Origin of the sequence: Paenibacillus sp. Aloe-11 (assembly GCF_000245715.1) — a bacterium.
Lineage (GTDB): Bacteria > Bacillota > Bacilli > Paenibacillales > Paenibacillaceae > Paenibacillus > Paenibacillus kribbensis.
The window spans coordinates 26,122-52,471 of the sequence record NZ_JH601052.1 but is presented as its reverse complement, the minus strand read 5'-3'; the positions used below and the strand labels follow the sequence as shown (position 1 = coordinate 52,471).

At 47.1% G+C, this 26,350-nt stretch carries 19 protein-coding genes; 3 read left to right on the top strand and 16 right to left on the bottom strand.

Translation table 11 applies throughout. The annotated features are described in order from the left end of the window. Positions 1-87: 87 nt before the first annotated feature. Together WG8_RS10745 and WG8_RS10740 are read right to left on the bottom strand one after the other, a co-directional pair. Positions 88-2,037, bottom strand: a complete 1,950-nt coding sequence (locus WG8_RS10745; RefSeq protein WP_043890958.1) for an oxidoreductase — start codon at positions 2,035-2,037, stop codon at positions 88-90. Between the two features lie 40 nt (positions 2,038-2,077). Next, positions 2,078-3,349, bottom strand: a complete 1,272-nt coding sequence (locus tag WG8_RS10740; protein ID WP_043890957.1) for an L-lactate MFS transporter — start codon at positions 3,347-3,349, stop codon at positions 2,078-2,080. A 228-nt stretch (positions 3,350-3,577) separates the two neighbouring features. Here WG8_RS10740 and WG8_RS10735 point away from each other — a divergent pair, with 228 nt between their 5' ends. After that, positions 3,578-4,120, top strand: coding sequence for a PadR family transcriptional regulator (locus tag WG8_RS10735; protein ID WP_007430194.1), 543 nt, complete (start codon positions 3,578-3,580; stop codon positions 4,118-4,120). A gap of 135 nt (positions 4,121-4,255) precedes the next feature. On the opposite strand, the gene WG8_RS10730 is transcribed toward WG8_RS10735, so the two are convergent. The 7 genes from WG8_RS10730 to WG8_RS10700 form a co-directional block, all read right to left on the bottom strand. After that, complete coding sequence (locus tag WG8_RS10730; RefSeq protein WP_007430193.1) at positions 4,256-5,230, bottom strand: aldo/keto reductase; 975 nt, start codon at positions 5,228-5,230, stop codon at positions 4,256-4,258. 280 nt (positions 5,231-5,510) lie between these two features. Next, entirely contained in the window at positions 5,511-8,186 is a 2,676-nt protein-coding gene (locus WG8_RS10725) for a YhgE/Pip domain-containing protein (RefSeq protein ID WP_007430192.1), read from the bottom strand. Positions 8,187-8,330: 144 nt separating this feature from the next. After that, positions 8,331-8,882: a DUF2062 domain-containing protein gene (locus WG8_RS10720; RefSeq protein ID WP_007430191.1), complete on the bottom strand. Its 552-nt coding sequence runs from the start codon at positions 8,880-8,882 to the stop codon at positions 8,331-8,333. A 122-nt stretch (positions 8,883-9,004) separates the two neighbouring features. Continuing rightward, a complete protein-coding gene (locus WG8_RS10715; RefSeq protein WP_007430190.1) occupies positions 9,005-11,479 on the bottom strand; it encodes a glycogen/starch/alpha-glucan phosphorylase in 2,475 nt (824 codons plus the stop codon). Between the two features lie 57 nt (positions 11,480-11,536). After that, positions 11,537-12,640 carry a glucose-1-phosphate adenylyltransferase subunit GlgD gene (glgD, locus tag WG8_RS10710; RefSeq protein ID WP_007430189.1) on the bottom strand — a complete coding sequence of 368 codons (1,104 nt, stop codon included), beginning with the start codon at positions 12,638-12,640 and terminating at the stop codon, positions 11,537-11,539. Positions 12,641-12,663: 23 nt separating this feature from the next. Then, positions 12,664-13,809, bottom strand: coding sequence for a glucose-1-phosphate adenylyltransferase (locus tag WG8_RS10705; protein ID WP_007430188.1), 1,146 nt, complete (start codon positions 13,807-13,809; stop codon positions 12,664-12,666). Between the two features lie 366 nt (positions 13,810-14,175). After that, positions 14,176-14,988, bottom strand: coding sequence for a DUF3891 family protein (locus WG8_RS10700; RefSeq protein ID WP_007430187.1), 813 nt, complete (start codon positions 14,986-14,988; stop codon positions 14,176-14,178). 236 nt (positions 14,989-15,224) lie between these two features. Between WG8_RS10700 and WG8_RS10695 the strand changes: the two genes are divergently transcribed. Beyond that, positions 15,225-16,115, top strand: a complete 891-nt coding sequence (locus WG8_RS10695; RefSeq protein ID WP_007430186.1) for a hypothetical protein — start codon at positions 15,225-15,227, stop codon at positions 16,113-16,115. 151 nt (positions 16,116-16,266) lie between these two features. Here WG8_RS10695 and WG8_RS10690 read toward each other — a convergent pair whose 3' ends face one another. From WG8_RS10690 to WG8_RS10675, 4 genes are all read right to left on the bottom strand, one after another. Next, the gene (locus tag WG8_RS10690) at positions 16,267-17,124 is read right to left on the bottom strand and encodes a hypothetical protein (RefSeq protein ID WP_007430185.1); all 858 of its coding nucleotides are present in this window, start codon (positions 17,122-17,124) and stop codon (positions 16,267-16,269) included. A gap of 181 nt (positions 17,125-17,305) precedes the next feature. Continuing rightward, the gene (locus WG8_RS10685) at positions 17,306-17,752 is read right to left on the bottom strand and encodes an acetyltransferase (RefSeq protein ID WP_007430184.1); all 447 of its coding nucleotides are present in this window, start codon (positions 17,750-17,752) and stop codon (positions 17,306-17,308) included. A gap of 124 nt (positions 17,753-17,876) precedes the next feature. Further along, positions 17,877-19,376: a UxaA family hydrolase gene (locus WG8_RS10680; protein WP_007430183.1), complete on the bottom strand. Its 1,500-nt coding sequence runs from the start codon at positions 19,374-19,376 to the stop codon at positions 17,877-17,879. A gap of 17 nt (positions 19,377-19,393) precedes the next feature. After that, positions 19,394-20,887: a tagaturonate reductase gene (locus tag WG8_RS10675; protein WP_007430182.1), complete on the bottom strand. Its 1,494-nt coding sequence runs from the start codon at positions 20,885-20,887 to the stop codon at positions 19,394-19,396. Positions 20,888-21,212: 325 nt separating this feature from the next. On the opposite strand from WG8_RS10675, the gene poxB reads away from it, so the two are divergent. After that, positions 21,213-22,937, top strand: coding sequence for a ubiquinone-dependent pyruvate dehydrogenase (poxB, locus tag WG8_RS10670; protein WP_007430181.1), 1,725 nt, complete (start codon positions 21,213-21,215; stop codon positions 22,935-22,937). A 101-nt stretch (positions 22,938-23,038) separates the two neighbouring features. On the opposite strand, the gene WG8_RS10665 is transcribed toward poxB, so the two are convergent. From WG8_RS10665 to WG8_RS28295, 3 genes are all read right to left on the bottom strand, one after another. After that, positions 23,039-24,043: a LacI family DNA-binding transcriptional regulator gene (locus WG8_RS10665; protein ID WP_007430180.1), complete on the bottom strand. Its 1,005-nt coding sequence runs from the start codon at positions 24,041-24,043 to the stop codon at positions 23,039-23,041. Positions 24,044-24,129: 86 nt separating this feature from the next. Beyond that, positions 24,130-25,530 carry a glycoside-pentoside-hexuronide (GPH):cation symporter gene (locus WG8_RS10660; protein ID WP_007430179.1) on the bottom strand — a complete coding sequence of 467 codons (1,401 nt, stop codon included), beginning with the start codon at positions 25,528-25,530 and terminating at the stop codon, positions 24,130-24,132. Positions 25,531-25,683: 153 nt separating this feature from the next. Further along, on the bottom strand, positions 25,684-26,350 hold a 667-nt coding region (locus WG8_RS28295), incomplete at its 5' end, for a glucuronate isomerase (RefSeq protein ID WP_007430178.1).

The following is a 26,350-nucleotide window of genomic DNA, read 5'->3' as shown; positions in this document are numbered from 1 at the left end:
GATTGGTGTTGAACCGCTATGTTCGAGTGCCTCTCTTAAACCTCCTGAAGTGTTCGAGGCCAAGTGGTGATAGTGAGTCGCAGATCATTAGATATCAAGCGCTGCATGATATCCTTGATATATTGCAGTCGTGATAGTAGATGCCTTGACACAATCTCCGATTTGTGAAACATAAGGTGCACAATCAATTAACTCATCTACTACGTTTCTTCTTGCTCGTTGTCCAAGCGCACAAATGACTGAAGTACCTGGAACAAGATGTTCTTCACCATTTTGATCAGCGCAAACAACACCTTCTTGTGTAACACATAGCCCTTTAAATCCTAAATGAACTTGAATGTTATTCTTTTCGATTTCTTTTAGCATAATTGGACGATGTCTAATATTAGCATCTGGAGCCAACTCTGTTCTCATCTCTACCAGATGAACAGTCTTACCTTCCTGGGCAAAGTGAATTGCTGCTTCACAACCTGCCAGTCCGCCTCCCAAAACGACTACGCTGTCGCTGACCCTATCCTTCTCCAGATAGTAGTTATTAACAATGACTACGTTATCACCATTCAATCCTGGAATCGGAGGAACAAGTGGTGCGGAGCCGACTGCTATAATTAACGCATCCACATTTTCTTTCTCTGCATACCCTTTAGTAACAGATGTGTTCAAACGAATCTCAACACCGGCGTCCTTGGCCAGTTTTCCGAGAGTAACACCTAACTCATACATCTCATATTTAAAAGGAATCGCCTGTTCTCCCCTCAATATACCGCCTACCTCGTCAGACTTCTCACAAAGAATCACTTTATGTCCGCGTTTAGCTGCAGTAAGGGCTGCATAAAGTCCGCCTGGGCCTCCGCCGGCTATTAGAACCTTGCGTGGATTAGGGGAAGGATATATTTCTGTTCCATCCATTTCACGACCAATTAATGGGTTAACCGTACAACGTCTTGTGGATGTTTCTGCACGTTCTGCCATACAGGTGAAGCATCTCAGACATTTAATAATGTCCTCATCGCGGTTGCTCATCACCTTTTTGGGAAGCTCTGGATCAGCCAGCAGTGCGCGAGCCATTTCAACAACATCCGCCTGACCGCTGGCAATGATTTCTTCCATTTGAGCAGGGTCATTTAATCCGCCAACCGTTGCAACCGGAACACTTACATGCTTCTTGATCTCTGCTGCAAGATAAACATTACTTCCATGAGGCAAGAACATCGAAGGGTGTGTGATACCAAATCCTGTCTGATAAGTTCCGGCAGATACATGGAGCAAGTCGACTCTTGATTCGATTAATTTAGCAATTTCTATACCTTCTGTCAGATCATAGCCGCCTTCAAATAACTCTGAACCACTCATTCTAAACTCGATTGGGAAGCCGGGACCCACAGCTTTACGGACACTGTCAAGAACCTCCTCTGCAAAACGCACCCTGTTTTCCAAAGATCCGCCATACTTGTCTGTTCTGTGGTTGAAATAAGGAGAAAAAAACTGATTGATCAACCATCCATGCCCGCCATGAACCATAATCATTTCAAAACCTGCTCTCTTGGCAAGTCCGGCACATCTACCATAAGCTGCTACGATATCAGCAATTCGTTCTTGCGTAAGTTCCTTTACTTCTCTGCCGTCTGGACGTACTCCGGGACTGGGTCCCCACTGTGCAAGTCCTTGTTTCTTATTTTTGTCAGTCAGATAAGTTCCTGCATACTGTCCAGAATGAGATAATTCCACACTGGCAATTGCCCCGTGACGACGAATAGCATCTGCAGTATAAGTAAAACTAGCAAGAGAATCTACTGTCTCCAGATCCAGATGGTACATATGGGAAGCTTCCGTTTCGGGATGAACCACAACTTCACTGACCGTAACTGACGCAGCACCGCCTTTTGCTCTTAATTCATAAAAAGCTGTGGATTTGGGTCCAATAGTGCAGTCAGCTGTAATATCTGTACCTCCCATAGGAGCGCCAAACATCCTATTTCTGAAAGTCACATTTCCAATGGTGATTGGTTTACATAGGTTTGGATATTTTCTTTGCATGAGTTCTTTCTCCTTATCTGTATTTATTGCTTTTTGACGTTTAATTGGTAGCTTTCTGATTTATATCTACAGCCATCTTCTGATTCTTTCGGGCAGCCAACTTATATACAAATGTTAGAACAAGTCCGGTTATGCCAAGAACGGCCGCAATGACAAAGGCTCTCTGATAACTATGATCTGAGCTGTAAACATTACTCATAATTGATGGGCCGAAGTATCCTGCTACTGCAAATCCAATAAACATAATTCCATAATTCACACTATTATTTTTCACCCCAAACTGATCGGCAGTAAATCCAGGAAATACCCCCATCAGTGCGCCAAAGCATAAACCAATCACTGAAATGCCAGTATAGAATGTTAACACACTGCCTTCGCCTGAAAAATAAAGTATTGTGAGTCCTATTACCGAAAAGACTGATGAAAAAGCCAGGGTATTGACTCGACCGATTTTGTCTGAAATATAGCCTGCAACGATTCGTCCGCCAGTGTTAAACAACGCCAATACGGAAACAACTGTCGTAGCAGCTGCCGCAGACATGCCAATCATTTTCTGAGCTATAGGAGAAGCTTGCGATGTACACATGAGTCCAGCAAAAGCTCCACACATTAACAACAAGATCATGATATAAAACAGAGGATTTGCAAGCATGCCCTTCCAGTCTTTGTCGTTCTGAATAGAACGTCCAACATTGACAGCCTTTGGTGTCCAACCTGCAGGGACAAAATCAGATGGACATTTCTCAATGAAGAAAGAAGCAGCACATACAATAATAAGAAATGCTATACCGATTATAATGAATGCTGATGTCACACCAGACTTACTGATTAAACCATTGGCAATAGGAGGTATAATAACCGAGCTTATTCCATAAGCAGCCGTTGTTATACCGCCAACTAATCCTCGTTTGTCAGGGAAAAACTTTATAGAGTTGCTAATTGTGCATCCGTAAACCATTCCTGTTCCAAGGCCAAGCACGATACCATAAGCAAATACCAGATAGCCTACAGATGTTGCAAATCCTGATAAAATCATACCTCCTCCAAATAGCAGGCCCCCTACAAAGATCACTTTCTTGGGTCCGAACCGATCATTAATCCAGCCACCTGAAATCATCGTGATAGGACCTACTGAATTTGTAATCGTAAATGCTATGGCCAAATTCCCCGGTGTTAAACTAAGTCCTGTGACGCTACTCAAATATTCTGCCATTGGGGCAGAAAATACACTCCACGCATAGATTGATCCAATACATAAATTGATAAAGCAGCTTGCAATTAGGATAATCCATCTCTTTTCTGTAAGTTCCACTAAGATCCTCTTCTCCCTCGTTGTTGTATTGTGAAATCATTCACATAATCCGAGTTTAATATTAACACGCGCTTTTTATTATATCAAGAGAAACATGTATATAATTATATGTTTTATTGAATATGTTTAATCAAATATGTTTTTGTTCATATATCAATCTTATGGTGGACTCGGTAAATATGTTATACTTAACAAATAAACGACGAAAATGTATAGGAAGAGAGCCTTATGAGAACTTTAAAATATGCCATCCTAGGCTTGTTAAATAAAGAACCTATGACTGGTTATGATATAGGTAAAGAATTCGGTAAGGATTTAGGCGAATTTTGGACTGCGAAGCACAGTCAGATCTATCCGGAATTAAAAAAACTGCTTAATGAGGGACTTATCGTCTACGAAATTCAAATTAGCGGAGAAGTTTTAGAAAAAAAGTTGTATTCGATTACGGAGAAAGGCAAAGAAGATTTTTTACAATGGTTAAAAAAAGCAGAGCCTATTGAACCCACTCCCAAAGATGTGTTTAGGCTGAAAATGTATTTTTCTAATAATCTGGATGTAACAACTCGATTGTATCTGTTGGAGCATCAGCTGCTTCAACATAAAGATAGGCTGGAGCATTTACGCAAAAATAAAGAACGCTATGAAACGATTCCTCCTCTGGATAGTGATAATTTTGGCGATTATCTTGTATTAGATGGTGCTATTTTACGCGAAACTGTAACCATACAATGGCTGGAGAATTATATTTCTTACTGCAAAAAACAGCAATAATATAACAATATTTAAAAAAGCAGCAGGCCCAGGATATTATTCCTGGTCTGCTGCTTCTTTGCGATTCGCTTCTTTTCACCCAACACTCATTGTCTTTGCTTCCACTGATGCTAATTTGACTGGAAAGATGCTAAATTACCAAGCGTAGGCTTCCGGCGCAGGTTTGCCCGGGCCGGGGAAAATCTCGTTCAGCCTGGCAAGCACATCGTCAGTCAATTTGACCTCAGGCACCCGCAAAGCATCTTCCAGCTGTTCCAAGGTCCGCGGGCCGATAATTGGAGCGGTTACAGCCGGATGGGACAGCACCCAAGCCAGTGCTATCACGTCCTCCTTCTCGCTCAGCTCGCGGGACAATGCTGCAAATTGCTCCAGCTTGGCACGGTTCTGTTCCACCTTTTCCTTGGCCCGTGCACTACGGGAGCCTGTACCTGCCAATGCATTACGTCCCAGCAGTCCACCTGCCAACGGGCTCCAAGGGATCACACCCAGTCCCAATGCTTGAGCTGCCGGCAATACTTCCAGCTCGGCAGAGCGTTCATTCAGATTGTACAGATGCTGCTCGGATACAAGACCAAGAAAACGTCTTGCCTTCGCTTCGGCCTGCGCTACAGCGATGTGCCAGCCCGCAAAGTTACTGGAGCCGATATAATCCACTTGTCCCCGATCCACAACAGATTCGAACACACCCCATAGCTCATCCCAGGACACATTCCGGTCAATGTGGTGCATTTGATACAGCTCGATATGATCGGTTTGCAAACGTTTCAGAGAAGCATCCAGATGACGGCGAATTTTGTAAGCAGACAAGCCTGATCCTGCGTTTGGTCCGTCATTTTCATTTTTCATGTCCCCGTATACCTTTGTCGCCAGCACAACCTTCTCACGTCTTCCGCCACCCTGCTGGAACCAGCGCCCGATAATTTCCTCTGTCCAGCCTTTGCGGTCACGCCCATATACATTGGCTGTATCAAAGAAGTTAATGCCCGCATCCAATGCGGCATCCATGATTTTAAACGCTTCCTTTTCTTCGGTTTCCGGTCCGAAATTCATCGTGCCCAGACATAACCGACTAACCTTCAAGCCTGACTTGCCCAAGTATGAATACTCCACACTGCCTCCCGCCTTTGCCTAAGGATTTATAAATTCCACAAAAATTGCATAAAAAAAGACCATACCCATTTCATTCACCAGAAAAAACCACTTTGAAACATTCCAAAATGCATTTTTTAGGTTGGATAGCGCATGCAAAAAAGGCCTCACGCACTGCCGAAGCCGCAAACGCGAGGCATCTCCCCTCATACTACCCGTCGAATGTTAAAAGGAAAGTGACTTCACGGTGGCTGCCAGCGGAGCGCCTCTTCACCCACCGTAACTCACTCTTTTTTCACAATCAAGGAATCAATTTCGTTTCTTTCGCGCGCTCGGCCATTTTTTTCGTATACTTGCTGAGCGGCTTCTTAAGCACCAATCCAAACAGGAAGCACACTCCGATAAATACAAACAGCATCACTACATCTCGTGTTACCGTTGAAGGCAGCATCCCTCCTACCGTTTCCCGCAGCAGACTAACCGCATAGGTAAATGGGACGAACGGATTCAGCGCCTGAAAGAAGGGTGTGCTCGTCGCAATCGGGAATGTTCCGCCTGAACTGGAAAATTGAAGCACCAGCAGGATAACCGCCAAACCCTTGCCAATATTGCCGAACACAGAAACCAATGTATAGGTCATGGCTGTAAACACCAGACTGATCAGCATAGACGACAATACAAATGCTACTTTGGCATCCACATACGCCCCGAGCAGGAACAAATCACCAAGGGACACGCTCAGCGCCTGAAATATACCAATCGTAGAGAACGTCATAAGCCGTCCGAAATACACCTGGTAGCTTTTATATTGGCCTTCCGGGTCCTCCACATCTACCCTGAACATCGAGACCAGCAGCATCGCACCCACCCAGATCGATAATGTCGTGTAAAAAGGGGACATCGCAGAGCCATAGTTCGGGATCGGGTATATTCGCTCCTGCTTCAGCAATACCGGACTGCCGAGAAAATCGCTTTCCTTCTTCACATCCCCCTTGAGCAGCGCAATGGCTCGTCCCAGTGCATTTTCGCCTCTCAGTTTACGAATCGTGTCTGCCGCGTGGCGTATGGAATCCTCGGCAGCTGGAAGATCTGTTCTCACAAAATTAGCGACTTGATGTACCGCTTTTTCTGCCTCGGGGAACTTGTTTTCAATCAGGTCAGCCATTTTGACAAACTGTTGTTCCGCCTTCGGCAAATCATTGCGTACAAATTCCGCTGCCTGATGGATTTTACCTTTAACCGCAGGCAAATCGTTATTTACAAAGTCTGCCGCTTTGTTGACAGCAGTTGTGAACTCGCCCATGCGTCCCTGAATCGTTGTAGCCGCTTCATGCAGCTTCTGACGATATTGCGGCAAATCCTGCTGGAGACGAGCCAGCTCTTGCTGACCGAATTCTGCAGCAGCCTGTGCATCATTTAATATCTTTTCCATATTCGGCAGCTGCTCTTGAGCGGTATTCAGCACATTGGCGGAATTACGTGCAACGGTTTTGATTTGATCCAGCGCCTTTTGAATGGCGGGCGCATACTCCGTATCATAATTGCTCAAAATGCTGTCAATTCCGCTACTAACCTCTCCGGCCAGACGATCAGCGTCATCGAGCAAATTTTGTGCAGGCTTCTCGCCACGCTGTATGGCATCTCCAATGCTTGTGACCGTGCTGTTCAAGCGGCCAAGACGATCCTTCAGCCCGCCCACGCGGGAAATGAGCGAATTCAGAGGCTGACTCGGCAAATATCCGTTCACACGGTTCAGCAGTTGGGAAATATGATCCAGCACCCCCACAGCAGTCGCCAGTCTTCCGCTAACCCGATTCGCCGCAGCCTGTGCTGCTTTAGGATCAAAATCCACCCCACGAATGATGCCTGTAATCTCGGAAACTTCATTCGCAATTTGCTGAACCAACTGCAGGTCCTCTTTGACCAGCGTTCCAATGGAGTCGAGTGCCCCCTCGTTTTTGTCCAGAAAATCAAGTAAGCCACTCGTAAAATCCTTACCTGTATCCGCGATTTTCTGCACCTCCGGCAGTGCTTTCTGTGCAGCATGAATGACCTTAAGAGCCGTTTGCGTGTCCTCCAAGGCAATGGCCAACGCGCTTTCCACCTTGCCAAAGTTTTGATCCAGCTCGACAATCCGGTCTCCGGCCTTTTGAATGTCCGGCAGCCTTTTTTGGATATCCAGAATAACCGCTGCTACCTTATCTAGCTCAGGCAGATTTTTGTCAATTTTAAGCACCAGCTCGCCAGCACGGTTAATTTCAGGAATCTTCTCCTTCAGGGCAATGATCTTTTGTCCCTGCACCTTGATTTTAGGCAAATTTTGCTCCAATTCAATCGCCTGTTTACCTAATCTATCGATATCCGGCAGACGATTGTTCAGCTCCAGCACCCGGTTCTCAATGTTGCGAATGGTAGGCAGCTCCTCTTCCAGCTTCACCCCGGCTTCCTTTAACTTGGTCAACACGGCCTGACTGGCCGTTTCAATAAAGTTTTGGCTAATCTGGTTCGTCAGAGAGGTGGCCCCCGAGGAGGTGATTTTTGGAGCCACCGCATTGATTTTTTCGTTTACCGCGTAATCAATCTCCGGCTTTTGTGGATTTTCCGTAAGCACGCTCGTAATTTTCTGCGAAAAATCCTTGGGGATGAGCAGGCTGGCATAATAATCACCGTTCAGAACACCTCTTCGCGCCTCTGCTTCATTCACAAACGTCCAGCCCAGTTTCTTGTTATTGTGAAGGTTATTTAAAACCTCGTCCCCGATATTGATTTTTTTCCCGTTGACCTCAGCACCCTGGTCCTGGCTCGTGACTGCAATTTTAATACCCGATGTATTCGCGTACGGGTCCCACATCGCTTTCAAATTCACCCATGCATAAACGGAAGGCAAAAGAATAATGCCAATGATTAATAAAGTCCCGGTCGATACTTTGAATACATTTCTCCAGTCTGTCAAGTAGATGTGCCAAATCTTCCGCAACCTCACCACTCCTTGTATGTACATTAACCTATCGTCCAGTGTTGTATGCAACGTATTGTAAACGATTTGAGTGGATGAAGCCAATTACAAAAGAAGCCCCTCAAGCCTAATTTTCAGGCTCAAGGAGCTTCTTAATCACCTACGTTATCCATTTTTTAGCAATCTAGCCGCCGAAAAGGCTGTACCATGACGCAATTTCCGTTTCTCCAGCCGTTTGTGCAGTGAACGGTTATACAAGACCTGAATGACAAAATACGAGATAATGCCTAGTACCACACCGAAAATCGACATTCCGATCAGAATGTGCAGCCCTCCGTGCAGCAAGTCTCTGAATACAGACCAGTTGCCATGAAACAGCTCCATAAAAGAATGCTCGTGAAGTCGACCGCCTCTGACGTGTACCGGATAATGAGATGGGTAAATCCAGGCTCCAAGCTGCTTGGCGAACGGCATCAGCACAATCGGTAAAAAGGTCAGCTTGCCTACTACATTGCCCACGATTGCCGCAGGCATCGAACCGCCGGACAGCCGAACAATGGGATAAAACACAAGGTAAATCAGAGATGCCGTGGAAATCACAATCATCTCCAGCCCGAAGCCAATGGCAAAGCCCAAGGAGATTTTTTTGACGCCACCAGGTGCACGCAACAGCTTGATAAAATTCAGACGAATCGCCCGCCATATATTTTGGAACATATTATATTTCTTCTTCGATTTATGAGGTTTGAGCCTGTTCGGATTGAGCTTGATCAATAGGAGGACTCCTTTAACAGTATGTTTATACTGTCATTATAACCCTCAGCGGTCGAAAAGCAATCCTATTCCGCCTGTTTCGCTTTTTTAGGACAAGATTCGCCTGTTGACATCGTTTTGAGAGGTGCAATGTCCCAAATTTCCGCTGCGTACTGCTGAATTGTACAATCACTGGAAAATTTGCCGGAGTGGGCCATATTCACAATAGCACGCCGCGTCCACTCGGACGGATTCCGGTACACTTGCTCCACATGAACCTGGGTATCCACATAGGCTGCGAAGTCCTTGAGCACAAAGTATTCATCATTATGATCAATCAGGGATTGATAAATGGCCTCAAATTCTCGTTCATGCCGTGTAAAAGGAGCATCGTTCACCAGTTGATCCAGCACTTCGCGCAGTCTTTCGTCACTGTTGGCTGTTTTACGCGCCGAATATTGGCCGTCCTGAACATACGCCTCAATCTGATCCACCTTTAAGCCAAAAATGAACATGTTGGCATCGCCTACCATTTCATGCATTTCAACATTGGCTCCATCCAATGTGCCCAGGGTGAGTGCACCGTTCATCATAAATTTCATATTTCCTGTGCCTGAAGCTTCCTTGCCTGCCGTAGAGATCTGCTCACTGACATCCGCTGCAGGAATAATCAGCTCCGCCAGCGAAACTGAATAATTTTCGAGAAAAACCACTTTCAGCTTGTCCCTGACATCCACATCCCGATTGATCGTATCGGCCACATTGTTAATCAATTTAATTGTCTGCTTGGCAAGAAAATAGCCCGGAGCTGCTTTAGCCCCGAAAATAAACGTGCGTGGCACCATATCCAGCGAAGAATTATTTTTGAGCTGGTTATACAGATGCATCACATGCAAAATGTTAAGCAACTGTCGCTTGTAGCCATGCAGCCGTTTGACTTGTACATCAAAAATGGAGGATGTATCCAGTCGAACGCCGTGTTTCTCAAACACATGCTCGGCAAGCCTGATTTTATTATTTCGCTTAATCTTCTGAATCCGCTCTTGGAACGACTCGTTCCCACTGTAACGAAGCAGGTCGATGAGCTCACGTGGACGTGTTCGCCAGCGTGTACCGATCGTCTCATCATACAAGTTTGCCAGCTCAGGGTTCGCGTGCATCAGCCAGCGACGATGAGCAATTCCGTTCGTTTTATTGTTAAAACGACCAGGGTATAGCTCGTGAAACGACTTCATTTCACGTTCCTTCAAAATTTGTGTGTGCAACGCCGCTACCCCGTTGACGCTGTAGCTGCCAACGATAGCCAAATGGGCCATGCGGATTTGTTCACCGTGAATAATCGCCAGCTGACCAATTTTGATGTCCTGACCTGGATAACGCTCCAGCAGCATAGCGCAATAACGCTTGTTAATCTCTTCAATGATTAAACAAATTCGAGGAAGCAGCTCCCGCACCATATTGACAGGCCATTGCTCCAAGGCCTCGCTCAATATCGTATGATTGGTATACGAAACCGTCCGTGTCGTAATATCCCATGCTTCGTCCCAGCCCAAGCCCTTTACGTCCATTAGAATTCGCATCAGTTCGGGAATGACCAGCGTTGGATGTGTATCGTTAATGTGCAGCGCAATTTTGTCAGGCAACTGGCTGTACGGTAAACGAAGCTTCTCGAACGTACGCAAAATACTTTGCAAGCCGGCCGAGCACAGAAAGTACTGCTGCTTCAAGCGAAGCAGCTTGCCCTCATAATTGGAATCATCCGGGTAGAGAAAGGCCGAAATGGACTCCACCGAGCGGTTATAGTCGAGAAAGCGGTAGTAGCCACCCTCGCCCCGAATCGGCCCCCGAACGGGGTCGAGCGCTGATTCCGCGCTCCAAATCCGCAGCGTGTTCACCTGCGTGTGTCCATAGCCCACCAGCGGAATATCATACGGAACGGCCCAGACCGTTTCGGCATCTTGAGTCTCGAATAGGAGACGGCCATCCTGTTCACGAGTCTCCACCCGTCCCCAAAAGTGAACCTCGACCTTCTTGTCAGGACGGCGCTCCTCCCAGACATTGCCCTTTTGCAGCCAGTAATCCGGCAGTTCCACCTGATTTCCGTCTACAATACGCTGCTCAAACAGACCGTACTTATATCGGATACCGCAGCCATGTCCTGCATAGCCGAGGGATGCCAGCGAATCCATGAAGCAAGCAGCCAGACGACCGAGACCACCATTTCCCAGCCCGGCGTCTGCCTCCTGCTCTTCGATTTCTTCCAAGTCCCAGCCCAGTTCTCCCAGCGCTTGCCGGACCATGTCCAATACACCCAAATTCAGCAAATTGCTGCCCAGCAGACGGCCTATCAAAAACTCCAGTGAAAAGTAATAGACCTGCTTCTCTTGTCCTTCTTTATAGGCTTGATTCGTTTCCGCCCATTTCTTGCCGACCTGTTCGCGGATCATACCGCCCAAAACCTTGTATACGTCTTCCGCCTGAGCTTCCTGCATCGGTTTGCCCAGCCTTCCGACCAGTTGCTCTCGAAAAGCCTGCTTAAAAGCTTCTTTATTGCTGAACAAAGGTGTACCCTCCTGTATTTCGGTTTTAAATGCACAATATATCCCTTTAAATGATGCTTAAATGACGCTGTTCTTGGCAATGACATAGGGAGCCCTAATGTCTCCAATCAAAGTCCGTTCCGGTGAAAGCTCCACATCCTTATCCAAAATCACATTCTGGACAATGGCGCCTTTACGAATCGTGCATTTTTGCATAATGATCGAGTTGCTTACCCACGCGCCCTCCTCTATCCGTACCCCGCGAAAAAGAATGCTATTCTCAACCTTACCCCCAATCGTGCAGCCATTGGCGACAAGTGAATGCTCCACCTCGGCGCTGTGAGTGAAGCGGGTCGGGGCTTCGTACTTGATTTTGGTATGCACCGCCTGATCCTGGAACAGCGCTTGATACTGCTGCTGATCCAGCAGCTTCATGCTATTTTTATAGTAACTCTCGATGGAATTAATGACCGCATGATACCCTTCATAAGGGTACGCATAAATGCGTAGTCCGCTCGGATTTTTCTGAATCGCATCCCGGAAGAAATGGTTATCCTGATGGGCAATGCAATGCTTCACCTGATCCAGATACAAGCTTTTGTCTATTACGAACATTTCCAGATAAATATTATGATGATCCTGCTCCTGATGAATACCGGTCACTCGCCCGTCCTCGGCAATCTCCAGCCGTACGCAAGGCGCATGCTCAGCTTCTAGCTGCTCTATCGCTTTGTAGACGAGGGTAACGTCTGCATTCTTTTCCCGATGATAACGGTATACATCCTCAATATCTACCTTGTTCACATGCTGCGTTCCTGCGTGTACAATAACTTGCCCTGCTGAGCGATGAAAAAAGTCCAGGTTGTTGTGCACATGCTGCAAATCCCCGCGTGAACCATCCGTCGGATCATTCCAGTCCGGCGGCAAAATAAACAGCCCGCCTCGTCTGCGGTCCAAATCCCAGGGCCGTCCTTCACCCAGATGATCCAGCAGCGAACGGTATTTGCGACGGACGAACAGTGCAATATCATACACCCCTGCATGCATCATGTTGGATAAGGTAAAATCAATGAGCCGATATCGACTGGCAAAGGGAACTGCGGCCCCGCACCGGAAATAGGTCAACTCCTTCAACTGATCCAGTTCGTGATCCAGGTTGATAACTCCAATGAGTCGGCTCATAGCGGACACCGTCCTTATCCGGTTTATATTCGTGCATGAAGCTTGCATTCCTGATCGAACAAAATAATCTCATTCGGGCTATTCTCAGATCCGATGACCATATTGTCATCAATCATCATGTTTTCGTTCACGATAGCTCGATGAATACGAACATTGCGTCCAATTTTTACATTCGGCATGATGACGGATTCGGTAATAATGCTGCCTCCGCCCACTTCGACTCCATAAAATAGCACGGAATGCCTTACTTCTCCGTCCACCATGCAGCCCTCATTGACGATGCTATTTTTCAGGATTGCTCGTTGGGTGATGTACTGAGCCGGTTGGTTGGGACTGCGGGTATAGATGCGCCAGAAAGGGTCATTCAAATCCAAAGGCGGGTCCTGAGCCAGTAGATCCATGTTAGCCTCCCACAAGCTTTGAATCGTACCCACATCCTTCCAGTACCCGGCAAACGGATAGGCATACAGCGACCGTCCATGCTGGAGCAGCATCGGAATGATGTCCTTGCCAAAATCATGCGAGGATTCAGAGTCGCTTGCGCTCTCCAGCAGATAGCGACGCAGTACCTCCCATTTGAATAAATAAATGCCCATCGAGGCCAGTGTACTTTTCGGCTGTTCCGGCTTCTCCTCAAAGTCGTATATTTTCAGGTCATCATCCGTGTTCAGGATCCCGAACCGTTTGGCTTCCTGAATCGTGACGTTGATGACAGAAATCGTGCAGTCTGCTCCCTTTTTCTTGTGATAGTCGAGCATGCGACTGTAGTCCATTTTATAGATGTGATCGCCTGACAAAATCAGTACATGCTCCGGGTCATATTGATCCAAAAAATGCAGGTTACGGTAAATCGCATCCGCTGTACCTCTATACCAGTTATTCCCGTTTTCTTTTTCATGCGGAGGCAACACAAAAACTCCACCATCCAGGCGATCCAAATCCCAGTCGCTGCCTACGCCGATGTAGGAATGGAGCACCAACGGTTCGTACTGGGTCAATACGCCAACCGTGTCGATACCAGAATGGGCGCAATTACTAAGGGGGAAATCAATGATGCGGTAGGTTCCTCCAAAAAATACAGCCGGTTTGGCAAGTGTCCGGGTCAGTCCTTTGAGTCTTTTGCCCTGTCCGCCGGCAAGCAGCATGGCCACCACTTCCTTCTTTCTCATCACAAAGACCTCCCTGTCATGTGCATCTGAAGCAATTGCGGCAGGATATTGGGATCATATCCATTAAACGTGAATAGACACTCGTAATCATTTCATTGTCGATGGAACGGGTAAGATTTCATGGAAAGGGTAAAATCATAGTTATGCGGAACGAGCGCAGGGAAGCACTAAATTGTAAAATCTCGTTCAGCATTTCACATTAAAGAGGTGCTATTCATAAAAAATAAAAAATGGGTGGCAGCCGCATTGGGAATGGGTGTTACGTATCTGATGAGAAATAAAGGGGCATGCGATAAAAAAACGAGCCTCTCTGAGTGGATTTATTCAGGGAGGCTTTGCTCTGTCCAAGGCCGTATCGGTAGACGGTCAGGCATTCTCCTTGCGTTTTTCTACTTCCATGATATGTTCGACGGTAAAGGTTCGATGCTTCCATTCGGAGGAACGGTAGGCTTGCAGAAGCCCTGAGGTATGAATTTGCTCTTTGGCCACCTCCTTAAAGGTATGTGTAATCCCCACCTTGCTTTTAAAAGGAAAAAAGGACAGCCCCACCGTCTGATCGGATAACCATTCGGCCCGAACCCGTCCGCCTTCATGGCGAACAGCCGGGAAGCTCAAACCATCAGCAAACCATTCATAATCTGCCGCAGGCGTCCCTGGCTCCCGGCTGCACAAAAACAGACTCAATTCGTCGCAGAACAACATTCTGCGCACATCCGTACGCACCTGATGATCGAAGGTGACGCCACCCGCCAGCTCCTGTTTGAGCCTGTGTCGCCGCTGTTCCTCCGCCTCCTGATAAGCTCGCGTAAGCTGCTTGTCCTGAGCATTTTCATGCTCGCTCCGTCCGACCAGCTCCTTGTACATCAAGCTACACAGCAGCGCGGCATACGAATTCACTTGCTCGACTTCATCAATCCCAAGATGATAAAACACAAAACGAGGACTGAGCGGAAAATCAATAAACGTATAAGGTGCAGAAACATGATCATTCCAGAAAGGAGCAGCATCCAACTTAATCCAACCCCGGTCATGCTCCTTGGCTGCATATACAAAATCCTGCTTATGCCGCCTATTCTTGAAGGCACTCTCTTCCCATTGTGAAGCCAGTTCACCTGAAATGTGGGCATGGTCATGCTGCGTTGTCATTACATAAGCTTGGTCCGTTTCATAAATAACCATATGCTCTCCCCTTCCGTTTGGCGATTCATCTGATATGTGTACAAACTTTCTGATCGAAGGACATGGTTATACTTACATTTATTATATCAGGATAAGGGTAAAAAGGCAGTGAAGTTTTAAAGGCTCACAAATACAATATCTTCTAAAGAATTTACGAAAAAGACTATCAGATGGTACGATAAGACTATATGATATTCCAATCATTACCTATGTACATAGATCAGGAGGATTGCAAGATGGAAGAATTAGTTCGTTCGATTCAAAAACAGGTTCGAATCAAAAGAGTTGCTTGCTGGGCGGGGATCATCATGTTCGGGCTTTGCACGTTAGTTGGCTTTGCAACACAAGAATGGTTTATGACGCTCCTTTCGCTTGGGCTGACCGTTCTGGCGGTCTATGGATTAACCCAGATGAGTGGTATGACGAAGTATGCCTCGGAGTATCAGCCGGGAAAAGGGTTCCGCTACTATCGCCGTACGGTTCAACAAAAACTGCGTTATCTTACTTGGGGGCAATGTTTTTTGGCCGTATTTATCATCCTGCTTTTCTTCTTGCGGAACGGCGGGCTCATCCCTTTTCTCATGGCCGTTTTTGGTATAATAACCATTCAGTTCAGCATTAAGAAACGGATTAAAAATCATCAGGAACCCGATGCTGCTGAATTGGATGATTTTGTACGCATGGGGATTGTTGCTACGCATGAACAGATTATTGGTGTATACAAAGATTTTGTTCATCTAACCCATACGTTTCGGGGAAACCAGATTATTATCGTGACAGATAAACGCCTGATTTCTGTATTTGTGGAAGAACACGGACGTGCGTTAAAAACCGAGATGCTGCTTGCGGGTATACACAAAGTACGAGCCATCGGCACGGGCTTTCAGGGCCAAGGTTTATTGCTGTCCGTAAGCAACCGTGACCATAACGAACTCCATATTCATATGGTCGGGAAAAGTATATTCTTTTCTCCAGAGCAGTTTATCGGTTCCTTATTGCGGGCACTGGATGCAGCACTAAAAAGCGGGACATACCCTACAACAGAAGCATTCCCAGCTTACCAACAAACACGGATTTCATTGCACCCCTCAGAACAAGGTCTCCTGCATAAGCCCACAACGGCTTAAATAAACGCCAAATAGCAAGTAAGCCCTGATCATGATGAGCTTGCTTGCTATTTGGTGTACCTTCCTGTTCTACTTTACTTCTACCTATTAATGATTGGCTCCATGATAGAATACCGAAATGAGGTCATGACTTGTAACAAACACCAGCAAGCTAAACAGACTGAGCGACAGAGACGGTGAAATCAATTTTTTCATCCTTTAACACTCCTTTTAAAATAGTTATATATTGGTCTTGCTGTGTTGCTGTAGCTTGGGTTCGGAAAATCTCAAATATAGCGGTACATTTTCTAAACTCATGCTCATGTTCCATACCCAGGGTATCTGACAGCATGAGGGATTGCAGAATATAATCCAATGCAGCTGTAACTTGTTGCTGCTTGATATAGTAGAGAGCCAGTTGATAGCAGAAGCGGAAATAGTAAGATACATTCACAGGCTCTTCTAAATACTTGAAATCATCAATTTGCTCGGCAAATGATTGAAGTATAGTCTCTAAAGGGTAATCATGCCTGTATGCCCCTTCTACGATGGAAAGAAGCCCCGGTAACAGCTCTTCCGGATTGTCTTGAAGAAATTGAACGTATTCCTGCAGCACTTCAGCATGGCCGGACAAAATATCAAGGGCGTACAGGTTGGCTTTGGCAGCATGGCGATAATATTCAACCTCTGCTTCCCCCTGCTGATCAAGGCCATTAAACCAGCCCAATTCCGCGTATTTTTCGATACAATCCCGAGCGGCTTCATATTTGCCCTGTTTTTGGAAGGCCATGCCTTTCATAAGATGACTGTAGCCGTAGTAATACACTAGCGGCCGTTTGTTATGTATGAGTTGTATAGGCTTCTTGCGCGCTTTATAAAGCTGCAGCTCCTGATACTTTTGGCTGGCATGGTTATACAGATGATCACATAAAGCAATCATGTCAGCTCCGTCTGCAAATGAAAATGACAGCTTAATCATGTTAACAAGTGTGTCCAGATCTGTGATATGGGAGTGAACGAGATCATCCACCTTCCCCACCTCCTTGTCCGACTTTTAGTACTCATCAAACAAAAGCATGATCTACGTTCCAGCTAAAATATAACTTAATTACGTATTTATTACGTAATTAAGTTATACCATAAAATCAAGTGTGTGGCAACAAAATTATGATAATATATTCCAGTTATGAACGGAGGTGAATGTCCTTCGTTTACTGGTTCCACTCCATATGAAGCAAAGGAAATGCCCGACCTGATCCATCCAGTTCGGATCGCCCTGTTTGGACAAAGCCGAGATGCTTGTAAAATGCATGCGCTTTCTCATTTTGCTCATTTACGTCCACTTTGAGGTGTGTACCTTTTATTTTCCCGGCATGTTGGATGAGCCGACTGCCTATGCCCTGCCCATGCAACTCAGGATCGACAAATAGCATCTCTATTTTGGGCCCGTCCAGCCCGATAAACCCTGTTGGACCTTGACTTTCATTCCATTCCATCCAAATTTCGACTTCTCTAAGGGCGCCATTGCGCACGATATGATGATAAAATTGAATATCCTCTTCCTCTAAAAAAGTGTGTGTCCGGCGTACAGCCCGGTGCCAAATATCTACGAGCTGATCATGATTTTCTTCCCGATAAGCAATAATTGCATTTTGCACTGTATTTCCTCCTATTCTGACGCGGTTCGGTGTGTTTCCCCTAAATTCTAGCACGCCTATTTAGAGATATACAGCGTAAAAAGGGAAGCGGTATAAATTCCGCCTCCCAATGTGTTCCAAGCTTCTACAACGTCACGCCGTTTTTAAAAATAGCAAGCTCCCTGAAATTGTTTTTCTCGTTGTTTACCCAGGTTCCGCTGGCTACATCGACAATGTAGTCCACAAAGTTACGGAGCGCATCTTCCATACTGACATCCTCCACCAACGAACCGGCGTTGTAGTCGATCCAATGGGGCTTAGCCTGATAGAGCGGCGAGTTGGTCGATACCTTCATCGTCGGAACAAAGGAGCCAAAAGGCGTACCGCGTCCGGTTGTGAAAATAACGAGCTGACAGCCCGCTGCTGCGAGTGCCGAAGAAGCAACCAGATCGTTCCCCGGTGCGCTGAGCAGGTTGAGTCCTTTGGTCTTGAGACGCTCCCCGTACTGAATAACATCCGTAACCGTGGAAGAACCGGATTTTTGCGTACAGCCTAGTGATTTATCCTCCAGTGTCGTGATGCCCCCTGCTTTATTGCCAGGTGACGGATTTTCGTATACCGGCTGCTTGTAATCCAGAAAATATTGCTTAAAATCGTTAATCAGATGTACGATCTTTCCGAATACTTGCTCATCGGCAGCACGCTCCATTAAAATGGTCTCCGCGCCGAACATTTCAGGCACCTCAGTCAGCACCGTCGTTCCACCCTGCGCTGCCATATAATCCGACAGCCGTCCGAGCAGTGGATTGGCAGTTATGCCCGACAGGCCGTCAGAGCCGCCGCATTTCAAGCCAATGTTCAGCTCGGATAAAGGTACAGGCTCACGCCGATCTTCCTGCACGGCCGCAAAAATTTCATGCAGCAGCCGTACCCCTTCCTCCACCTCGTCCGATACTTCCTGAGACAACAAAAATTTTACCCGCTCCGGATCATATTCACCGATAGCTTCCTTAAATTCCTTCATTTCGTTGTTCTCGCAGCCCAAACCAAGCACAAGCACACCGCCCGCGTTCGCGTGCTTTACGGCATCCATTAAAATCGTGCGTGTATGCGCATGATCGTCACCCAGTTGGGAACAACCATAGTTATGCTTGAGGACAAGCGCATTTTCAAAAGGCGAAATATCGCCTACTTCCTGCTTGAAGCGGTTCAAAATAAGCTCGGCAATCCCGTTTACACAACCGACTGTTGGAACAATCCACAACTCATTGCGAATTCCCACACGACTGTCCTTACGCCGAAAGCCTTGAAACGTCCGACTCTCCTGTTCATATAAAAGGGGCGCTGGCTTAGGATTGTAGGTGTACTCCTCCACGCCCGTCAGATTTGTTTTCGTATTATGCGTATGCACATGCTGCCCGGCCTGAATGGGCTGAGTAGCATGACCGATAGGATATCCGTATTTCAGGACGTGCTCACCTTCGGGTATGTTCTGCAGCGCAATTTTATGCCCGCGCGCCACATCGTCGACCAGTTCCACGCGTTGATCTTTTTGCGTTCCCCACGCCAGCGTCTCTCCCCGCTTATAATCACGCAAAGCGACAGCCACATTATCTTGATCATGGATTTGAATGAATTCCAGCATTCCGGTTTCCTCCTTGCTTATGCTCTGGGGGCACTGTTCCCGGTTAGAGATTCCAGCGTCTCCTTTATTCCTCTGCTTGTCATTTCATACACATGGTTTGCCGTCTGTTCGGCCAGCCCCTCGATCTGGTTCAGGTCTTGACCCCACCATGTCTGCTTGCCAAGTACCTGTTCGGTCAATTGCTTCGCCCCGGCAAGGGTTCCATCATATCTACTCCACAGCTCACCAAATGCGCCCAATACTTCCGATTCGTCTGCCAGGGCGATCGGCTCGCCGTTTCTGTCTCCCCGGTAAAATACGAGTAAGGAAGCCAGCGAAAATACCATTTTGGCGGGCAGTGCCTTATGCTGCTTCACATACTGGAGCAAGGACGGCAAATTCCGTGTCTTGAACTTGGACACCGAATTGAGAGCGATGCTCATGACATAATGATTCACATATGGATTACGGAAACGTTCAATAACAGCGTCGGCATATAGATTCAATTCTGCTTCCGGGGAGTCCAGTGTTGGAATAATTTCTTCTCGAATCAGCGACTGAATGAAAGCGCCCATGACATCATGCTCGACCGCCTGCCCCACCGTATCCAGACCATATAAATAAGAGACAGGTGTAAGCGCCGTATGCGCCCCATTCAAAATGCGCACCTTACGTGTACGGTAGGGTGCCATATCGTCAACAATCAGCACATTCAGTCCTGCCAAATGAGCTGGCAATTCTTCCTTCAGCCACTGCGGTCCTTCAATGACCCACAGATGATACTGCTCTCCTACAACAACCAAATCGTCCTTGTAGCCCAATTCTGCTTGAATTTCATGAATCCGGTCTCTGGGATAACCAGGTACAATCCGGTCCACCAAGCTGTTGCAGAACGTATTGGCTTCCTTCAGCCATGCTGTAAATGCAGCCCCAAGCCCCCATTGATCAGCATATTTCAGCACAATCTCCTTGAGCGCATCACCATTGCGGTCGATCAGCTCGCACGGAATGATCACCAGTCCCTTGCTCTGATCGCCTCCGAAAAATTGAAAGCGCTTGTACAGTAAAGCGGCCAGCTTGCCTGGAAAGCTCTTTTGCGGACGATCTTCCAGCCGGTCCTCTGGCACATAAGCGATCCCTGCTTCCGTCGTGTTTGATACGACAAAGCGCAGCTCAGGCTTTTGGGATAACGCCTCATATTCAGCGAAGTCTGAGGTGTACGGATTGAGCCCACGGGCTACACACTCCACTACGGTATGCTCCTTCATGGCTTGCCCGTCCTTAATCCCTTCGAGAATGACCGTATACAGGCCCTCCTGCTCGTTAAGCTTCTCCACCATGCCTCCCGGCTGCGGTTGTACGATCACAACACCCGTTTTCCATTCTGCCTGCTTATTCATTTTGTCGAATTGCCAGTCTACAAATGCACGCAGGAAGTTGCCTTCCCCGAATTGCAGCACCCTCTCAGGATACGGTTCTGTTACAATAAAGCTTTTTCTGTTTAATTGGTCTAATTCATCTACTTGTTTCATCCGGAGTAACCTCCCATTATTACCATTATGATTGCAAGATTATTTTATCACAATGCACACGTGAACAAAATAGTTTTCTCAATATTTTTAGATTTTATAAATATTAATGACAATAATATGAACACGTGAACATAAGGGGTTGTATACCAATCCGCAGTCTAATGCCCCTCTTACTGCTGTTTCGCCCCTGATCCAAGACGGTTAAGGCTAACTGTCACCCTCTCCCGCCGACTTGTTCTGAGATACACTTCAGGAGAATAGATGCAAGAAGGCACGGGCAGGATAAAGTTACTTAATAAACAAGGGCCAGGCAGGAGGAACTACTATGAAGACAATCGCAGATACTATTGTACAAGTTTTGGTCAACGCAGGGGTCAAACGGATTTATGGCATCGTTGGAGATTCTTTAAATAATATGGTCGATTCCATTCGCAGGAGTGGCCAAATTGAATGGATTCATGTCAGACACGAAGAGGTGGCCGCCTTTGCAGCCGGGGCGGATGCCGATCTTAGCGGAAGCATTGCTGTCTGTGCCGGCAGCAGCGGTCCCGGAAACCTGCATTTGATTAATGGATTGTATGATTGCCACCGCAATCGGGTGCCTGTACTCGCTATTGCAGCCCATATTCCCAGTGACGAGATCGGAAGTGAATACTTTCAGGCTACACATCCCGAACGTCTTTTTGGAGAATGCAGTCACTTCTGTGAGGTTATTATGACACCGCGGCAGGTTCCGAGAACCGTAACTATGGCCATTCAACAGGCCGTGTCTCGTTCAGGTGTCTCCGTCATTGTCCTTCCCGGCGATGTAGCAGCTTTGGAGGCGGGAAAGGTCTCCGTCCCCGAACACATCTACCATCCCACTGCACCTGTAGTGCATCCGTCACCTTCCGAAATTTCCCGGCTGACCGAGTATTTGAATAAAGGCGAGCGTATTACTTTATTATGCGGAGCAGGCTGCGCACAATCTCACGAATTGCTCATGCAGCTATGCGACAAGCTAAAATCACCTATGGTATCCGCTCTGCGAGGCAAGGAATATCTGGAATATAACAATCCTTATTATGCAGGCTTGACCGGACTGATCGGATACTCTTCCGGGTATCATGCGATGATGGATTGTGATGTCCTGCTCATGCTCGGAACCGATTTTCCTTACAGACAATTTTATCCCGAGGATGCGATTGTGCTGCAGGTGGATATTGAGCCTTCCCACCTCGGCAGACGCACTCCTCTAACCTATGGTTTATGCGGAGATGTAAAAGCAACGCTGGAGATGCTCCTTCCTCATTTGACGTCCGAGCATGATAACCAGCATCTGGAAAAATCAGTCTCCCGCTATGCCAAGGTCCGCAAGGAGCTGGATGAACTGGCGGCTGGCAAGCCGGGACATATCCCGATCCATCCGCAATATCTCACCAAGGTCATTAGTGATGCCGCTCAAGCCAATGCCATTTTCACCTGCGATGTCGGTACGCCGACGGTGTGGGCAGCCCGTTATTTGCAGATGAACGGCCAGCGGCGGCTTATCGGTTCCTTCAACCATGGAACGATGGCAAACGCACTGCCGCAAGCAATTGGTGCACAGGCCACTGAGCCTGCACGGCAGGTCATTTCCCTCTCGGGCGATGGCGGACTCACGATGCTGATGGGCGATCTGCTAACCCTTAAACAGCATCAATTGCCTGTTAAAGTCATTGTATTCAATAATGGCGCCCTCGGTTTTGTCGAGCTGGAAATGAAAGCGGCCGGGTTCCTGGAAAGTGGTACTGAGCTGGTTAACCCTGATTTTGGTGCTGTAGCGCAAGCCATGGGACTCAAGGGCATCCGGGTTGAAGATCCATCTATGCTGGAGGGTGCCATTCAGCAAGCATTGGCCTATAATGGCCCTGTTGTGGTGGATGTGGTGGTCAACCGTCAGGAGCTATCCATGCCGCCTAAAATTAATCTTAAACAAGCACAAGGCTTTACGCTGTGGATGATGAAAGCGGTGCTGAACGGGCGCGGTGATGAGATTGTTGAACTGGCGAAAACCAATCTCTTACGTTAAGTACCTGCAAAATTAGCACGATTTTAGGCAAAAAAGGGCAGGAACAGTGCTTGATGCACTGAACCTGCCCTTTTGCGGCCTGCCTGTTTTCAGAATGATATTCAGCCTGGTCTCTTAGCCGCCGATTTCCGCTTCATAAGCTCAGTCTCCATAAATATAAGCTCACCCTCGTTCGACGGTGACTGAATCCGTTCCAGAATGCATTCAGCTCCGCGCGCGCTAATCTGCTCGATCGGTCTTTTGACCGTCGTTAACGGCGGGGTTGTATACATGGAGAAGCCAATATCGTCAAAGCCAATAACAGATACGTCCTCAGGTACCTTCAAGCCGTTTTCAAATACTGCATTCATCGCACCGATGGCCATATCATCGTTAGAGCAAAATACCGCAGTCGGCGGCTCCGGCAAGGAAAGCAGCTGCTTCATCGCCTGGCTTCCGCTTTCGGTGTCATAATGCCCCTGGACGATGTATTCGTGTCGGATCGGCTTTCCCTTATCAATCAGCGCGTTCATGAAACCTTCGCGGCGTTGCTGGGTAGACTTGAAGCCTTCCACCCCTTCGATGATTGCGATGCGTTCATGTCCACTTTCAATGAGAAAAGAAACCGCCGCATAGGACCCTTCTTTATCATTGGAAATCACATTCACGATGCCAGCTCCGGACACCTGCCGATTCAGTACAACAAGCGGGATGCCCTGGCCGAGCACATGATAAATAAACGGGTTGTCCGCTTCGCTTTGACTCATCAGAATAATGCCATCAAAGCGTTTGCGGTGAATGGCTGAAAAATCGGTATAATCGTCAATTCCTCGCACAAACAAATTGTAATCCACCCCGATGACACGATTCACTCCACGGATGGTATCCGCAAAAAAACTGGAGCTGGTGCCTTGTGAAATACTGGTGAAAAACAGGCCAATTGTATGCGAGCGCTGGAGAACAAGGCTTTTGGCGTTAAAGTTTGGAATATAATTCAGTTGCTCTGCCAATTCCATAATTTTGCGTTTCGTATCTTCTTTAATCAGCGGGCTATTGTTAAGCGCCCGGGAGACGGTTGTATGGGAAACATTCGCTAATTTGGCAATGTCTTTAATGGTAGCTGCCATATACGTATCCTTTCTTTAGTGAGGCTCTAAAAAATTATATACTCACCATACCACAGGAGCCGCCCGGAAAAGAAGACTTTCACAAATTATACGCGGTTTTCCGCATGTCGACGCTGCAAGTCTTGAACCATTTCTGCATGTTTGCTGTCAGTCAGCTTATACATTTTACCGATGACCAGCATCGCCAATGCCAGGGCAACAGCCGGATAGAGACAAAGCAATGCCTTGATCCCGAGCAGTGTTCCAGAGGACTGAACCACATTCGGAACATATCCGATGAACGCCAGTCCGATACCAGATAGAAAGCCGGACAAGGATTGAGCCAGCTTGCGCGAAAAATTGAATAGTGAGTACGTAATCCCTTCCTTCCGCTCCCCGGATGACCATTCGCCGTAGTCAATGATATCGGAGACAAATGCCCAGGTAACTCCGTTAGGAATACTAATACCAATGAACGAAATACTGGCCAGAATTGTGAAAATATATACATTGGAAGGCATAAAAAAGTTGATGGAATCGGCAATGACACTAACCAGCATCCCGAGCATGGCTGTTTTTCGTTTACCAAAACGCCGCACCAGCTTGGGCAGGAACAACACACCCAGCAGCGACGAACCGATAATAATAAAATTCATATAAGCCATTAGCTCTACATGCCCCAAATTATATTCGGCAAAATAGACCAGCAGTGCGGACTTGATATTGTACGCGGATATGGTGAAAATCGTCATCAAAACAAGTACCAGCAAAGGCTTGTTAGTCGTAAAGGTGTGCACAATAACGCCTAAAGACAGCTTTTCCTTGGGTCCGGACTGACTAATAATGCGTTCTTTCGTTCCGCGGTAACATATGATGAAAGCGATCACGCCGATGAGTGACATGATTCCCATCACAACCGGATAGCCAACATGATGGTTAGGAAACAGCAAAATCAGCGGCATAACAACGACACTGGTTACAAATAATGCGCCTAGTGAGCCCGCCTGGCGGAAAGAAGACAACGAGGCACGCTGAATGGTATCCTGCGTAATGGCTGCACCTAGTGAACCATATGGAATATTAACAATAGAATAGCCAATCCCCCAGATCATATAGGACGCATAAGCGTAAATGAGTTTGCCTGTGGGTGAAATATTGGGCGAAATAAAGGTAAGAATCGTAAGAATCGCAAGGATAACGCTTCCAATGATGAGAAAAGGTCTGAATTTTCCACGTGAACCAATATGCTTGCGGTAATCAACAAAGGACCCGACAACCGGATCACATATGGCGGCAAACAGCTTGCTGACCAAAAAGATGCCGGCGGCTGCTCCCGCTGAAACACCTGCCACATCCGTAAAAAATTTCAGCAGATACAGCTGCCCCAAATCAAACATGAATCCGTTACCAAAGTCACCCATACCGTACGAAATCTTTTCTTTCAGGCTAATGTGCTCACCTGCTTTGTTGTCAGCTTGAACGCTCTGCTGTACGATAGGTACTCCCATACCTGCACACTCCTCTTTATTTGTGATTTTATTCACATAAATGTTTGATATCTATCCTGTTGTCAACCGCTCTTACCAGGTCATTTGAAGCAGCTTCCTGGCAAGAGCATCTTTTTTATGGAATACATAAGCTATTGCCTTGACATAAAAGTGTCACTTGCTATGAACAACGGTGGGGAAATTAAAATATTGCTCGGCGTTATTGTAGCAAATATTTTGTACCATGGCTCCGAGCAGCTCCAAATCCTCAGGCGCCTTGCCTTCCTGAACCCACGTTCCGATCAGATCGCAGAGTATGCGTCGGAAATATTCGTGGCGTGTGTAGGACAGGAAGCTGCGAGAATCTGTTAGCATCCCGATAAAACGGGACAGCACCCCTTGGTTGGCCAGCAGCTTCATCTGCTCCTGCATGCCTTCGATGTGGTCGTTAAACCACCATGCAGTCCCAAACTGAATTTTGCCCACGGTGCCACCGGATTGGAAGCAGCCCGCAAGACTTGCCAGCACTGGATAATCAACCGGATTAAGCGAGTACAAAATGGTTCTTGGCAATCCTCCTGCCAGCTCCTGCGCGTCCAGCAATGCCGCCAGCGAGCGGGCAAAGGAGCCGTCATTTACGGAGTCGTAGCCGGTATCCGGTCCCAGATGGCGGAACATAGCGGTATTATTGTTACGCAGCGCGTGAATATGGTATTGCATCGCCCAGCCAAGCTCTGCATACTGCTTACCGAGGAATACCAGCACATATGATTTGTATTTCGCTTCCTCTAACGGAGTCACACGACCTTCCTTTAGTGCCTTGCCGAATATGGCAGGCGCC

Coding starts and splice junctions, on each gene's coding strand:
- WG8_RS10745 (WP_043890958.1), bottom strand. CDS start 2,037: ATGCAAAGAAAATATCCAAACCTATGTAAACCAATCACCATTGGAAAT.
- WG8_RS10735 (WP_007430194.1), top strand. CDS start 3,578: ATGAGAACTTTAAAATATGCCATCCTAGGCTTGTTAAATAAAGAACCT.
- WG8_RS10720 (WP_007430191.1), bottom strand. CDS start 8,882: ATGTTCCAAAATATATGGCGGGCGATTCGTCTGAATTTTATCAAGCTG.
- glgD (WP_007430189.1), bottom strand. CDS start 12,640: ATGAGCCGACTCATTGGAGTTATCAACCTGGATCACGAACTGGATCAG.
- WG8_RS10705 (WP_007430188.1), bottom strand. CDS start 13,809: ATGAGAAAGAAGGAAGTGGTGGCCATGCTGCTTGCCGGCGGACAGGGC.
- WG8_RS10700 (WP_007430187.1), bottom strand. CDS start 14,988: ATGGTTATTTATGAAACGGACCAAGCTTATGTAATGACAACGCAGCAT.
- WG8_RS10695 (WP_007430186.1), top strand. CDS start 15,225: ATGGAAGAATTAGTTCGTTCGATTCAAAAACAGGTTCGAATCAAAAGA.
- WG8_RS10680 (WP_007430183.1), bottom strand. CDS start 19,376: ATGCTGGAATTCATTCAAATCCATGATCAAGATAATGTGGCTGTCGCT.
- WG8_RS10675 (WP_007430182.1), bottom strand. CDS start 20,887: ATGAAACAAGTAGATGAATTAGACCAATTAAACAGAAAAAGCTTTATT.
- poxB (WP_007430181.1), top strand. CDS start 21,213: ATGAAGACAATCGCAGATACTATTGTACAAGTTTTGGTCAACGCAGGG.
- WG8_RS10665 (WP_007430180.1), bottom strand. CDS start 24,043: ATGGCAGCTACCATTAAAGACATTGCCAAATTAGCGAATGTTTCCCAT.
- WG8_RS10660 (WP_007430179.1), bottom strand. CDS start 25,530: ATGGGAGTACCTATCGTACAGCAGAGCGTTCAAGCTGACAACAAAGCA.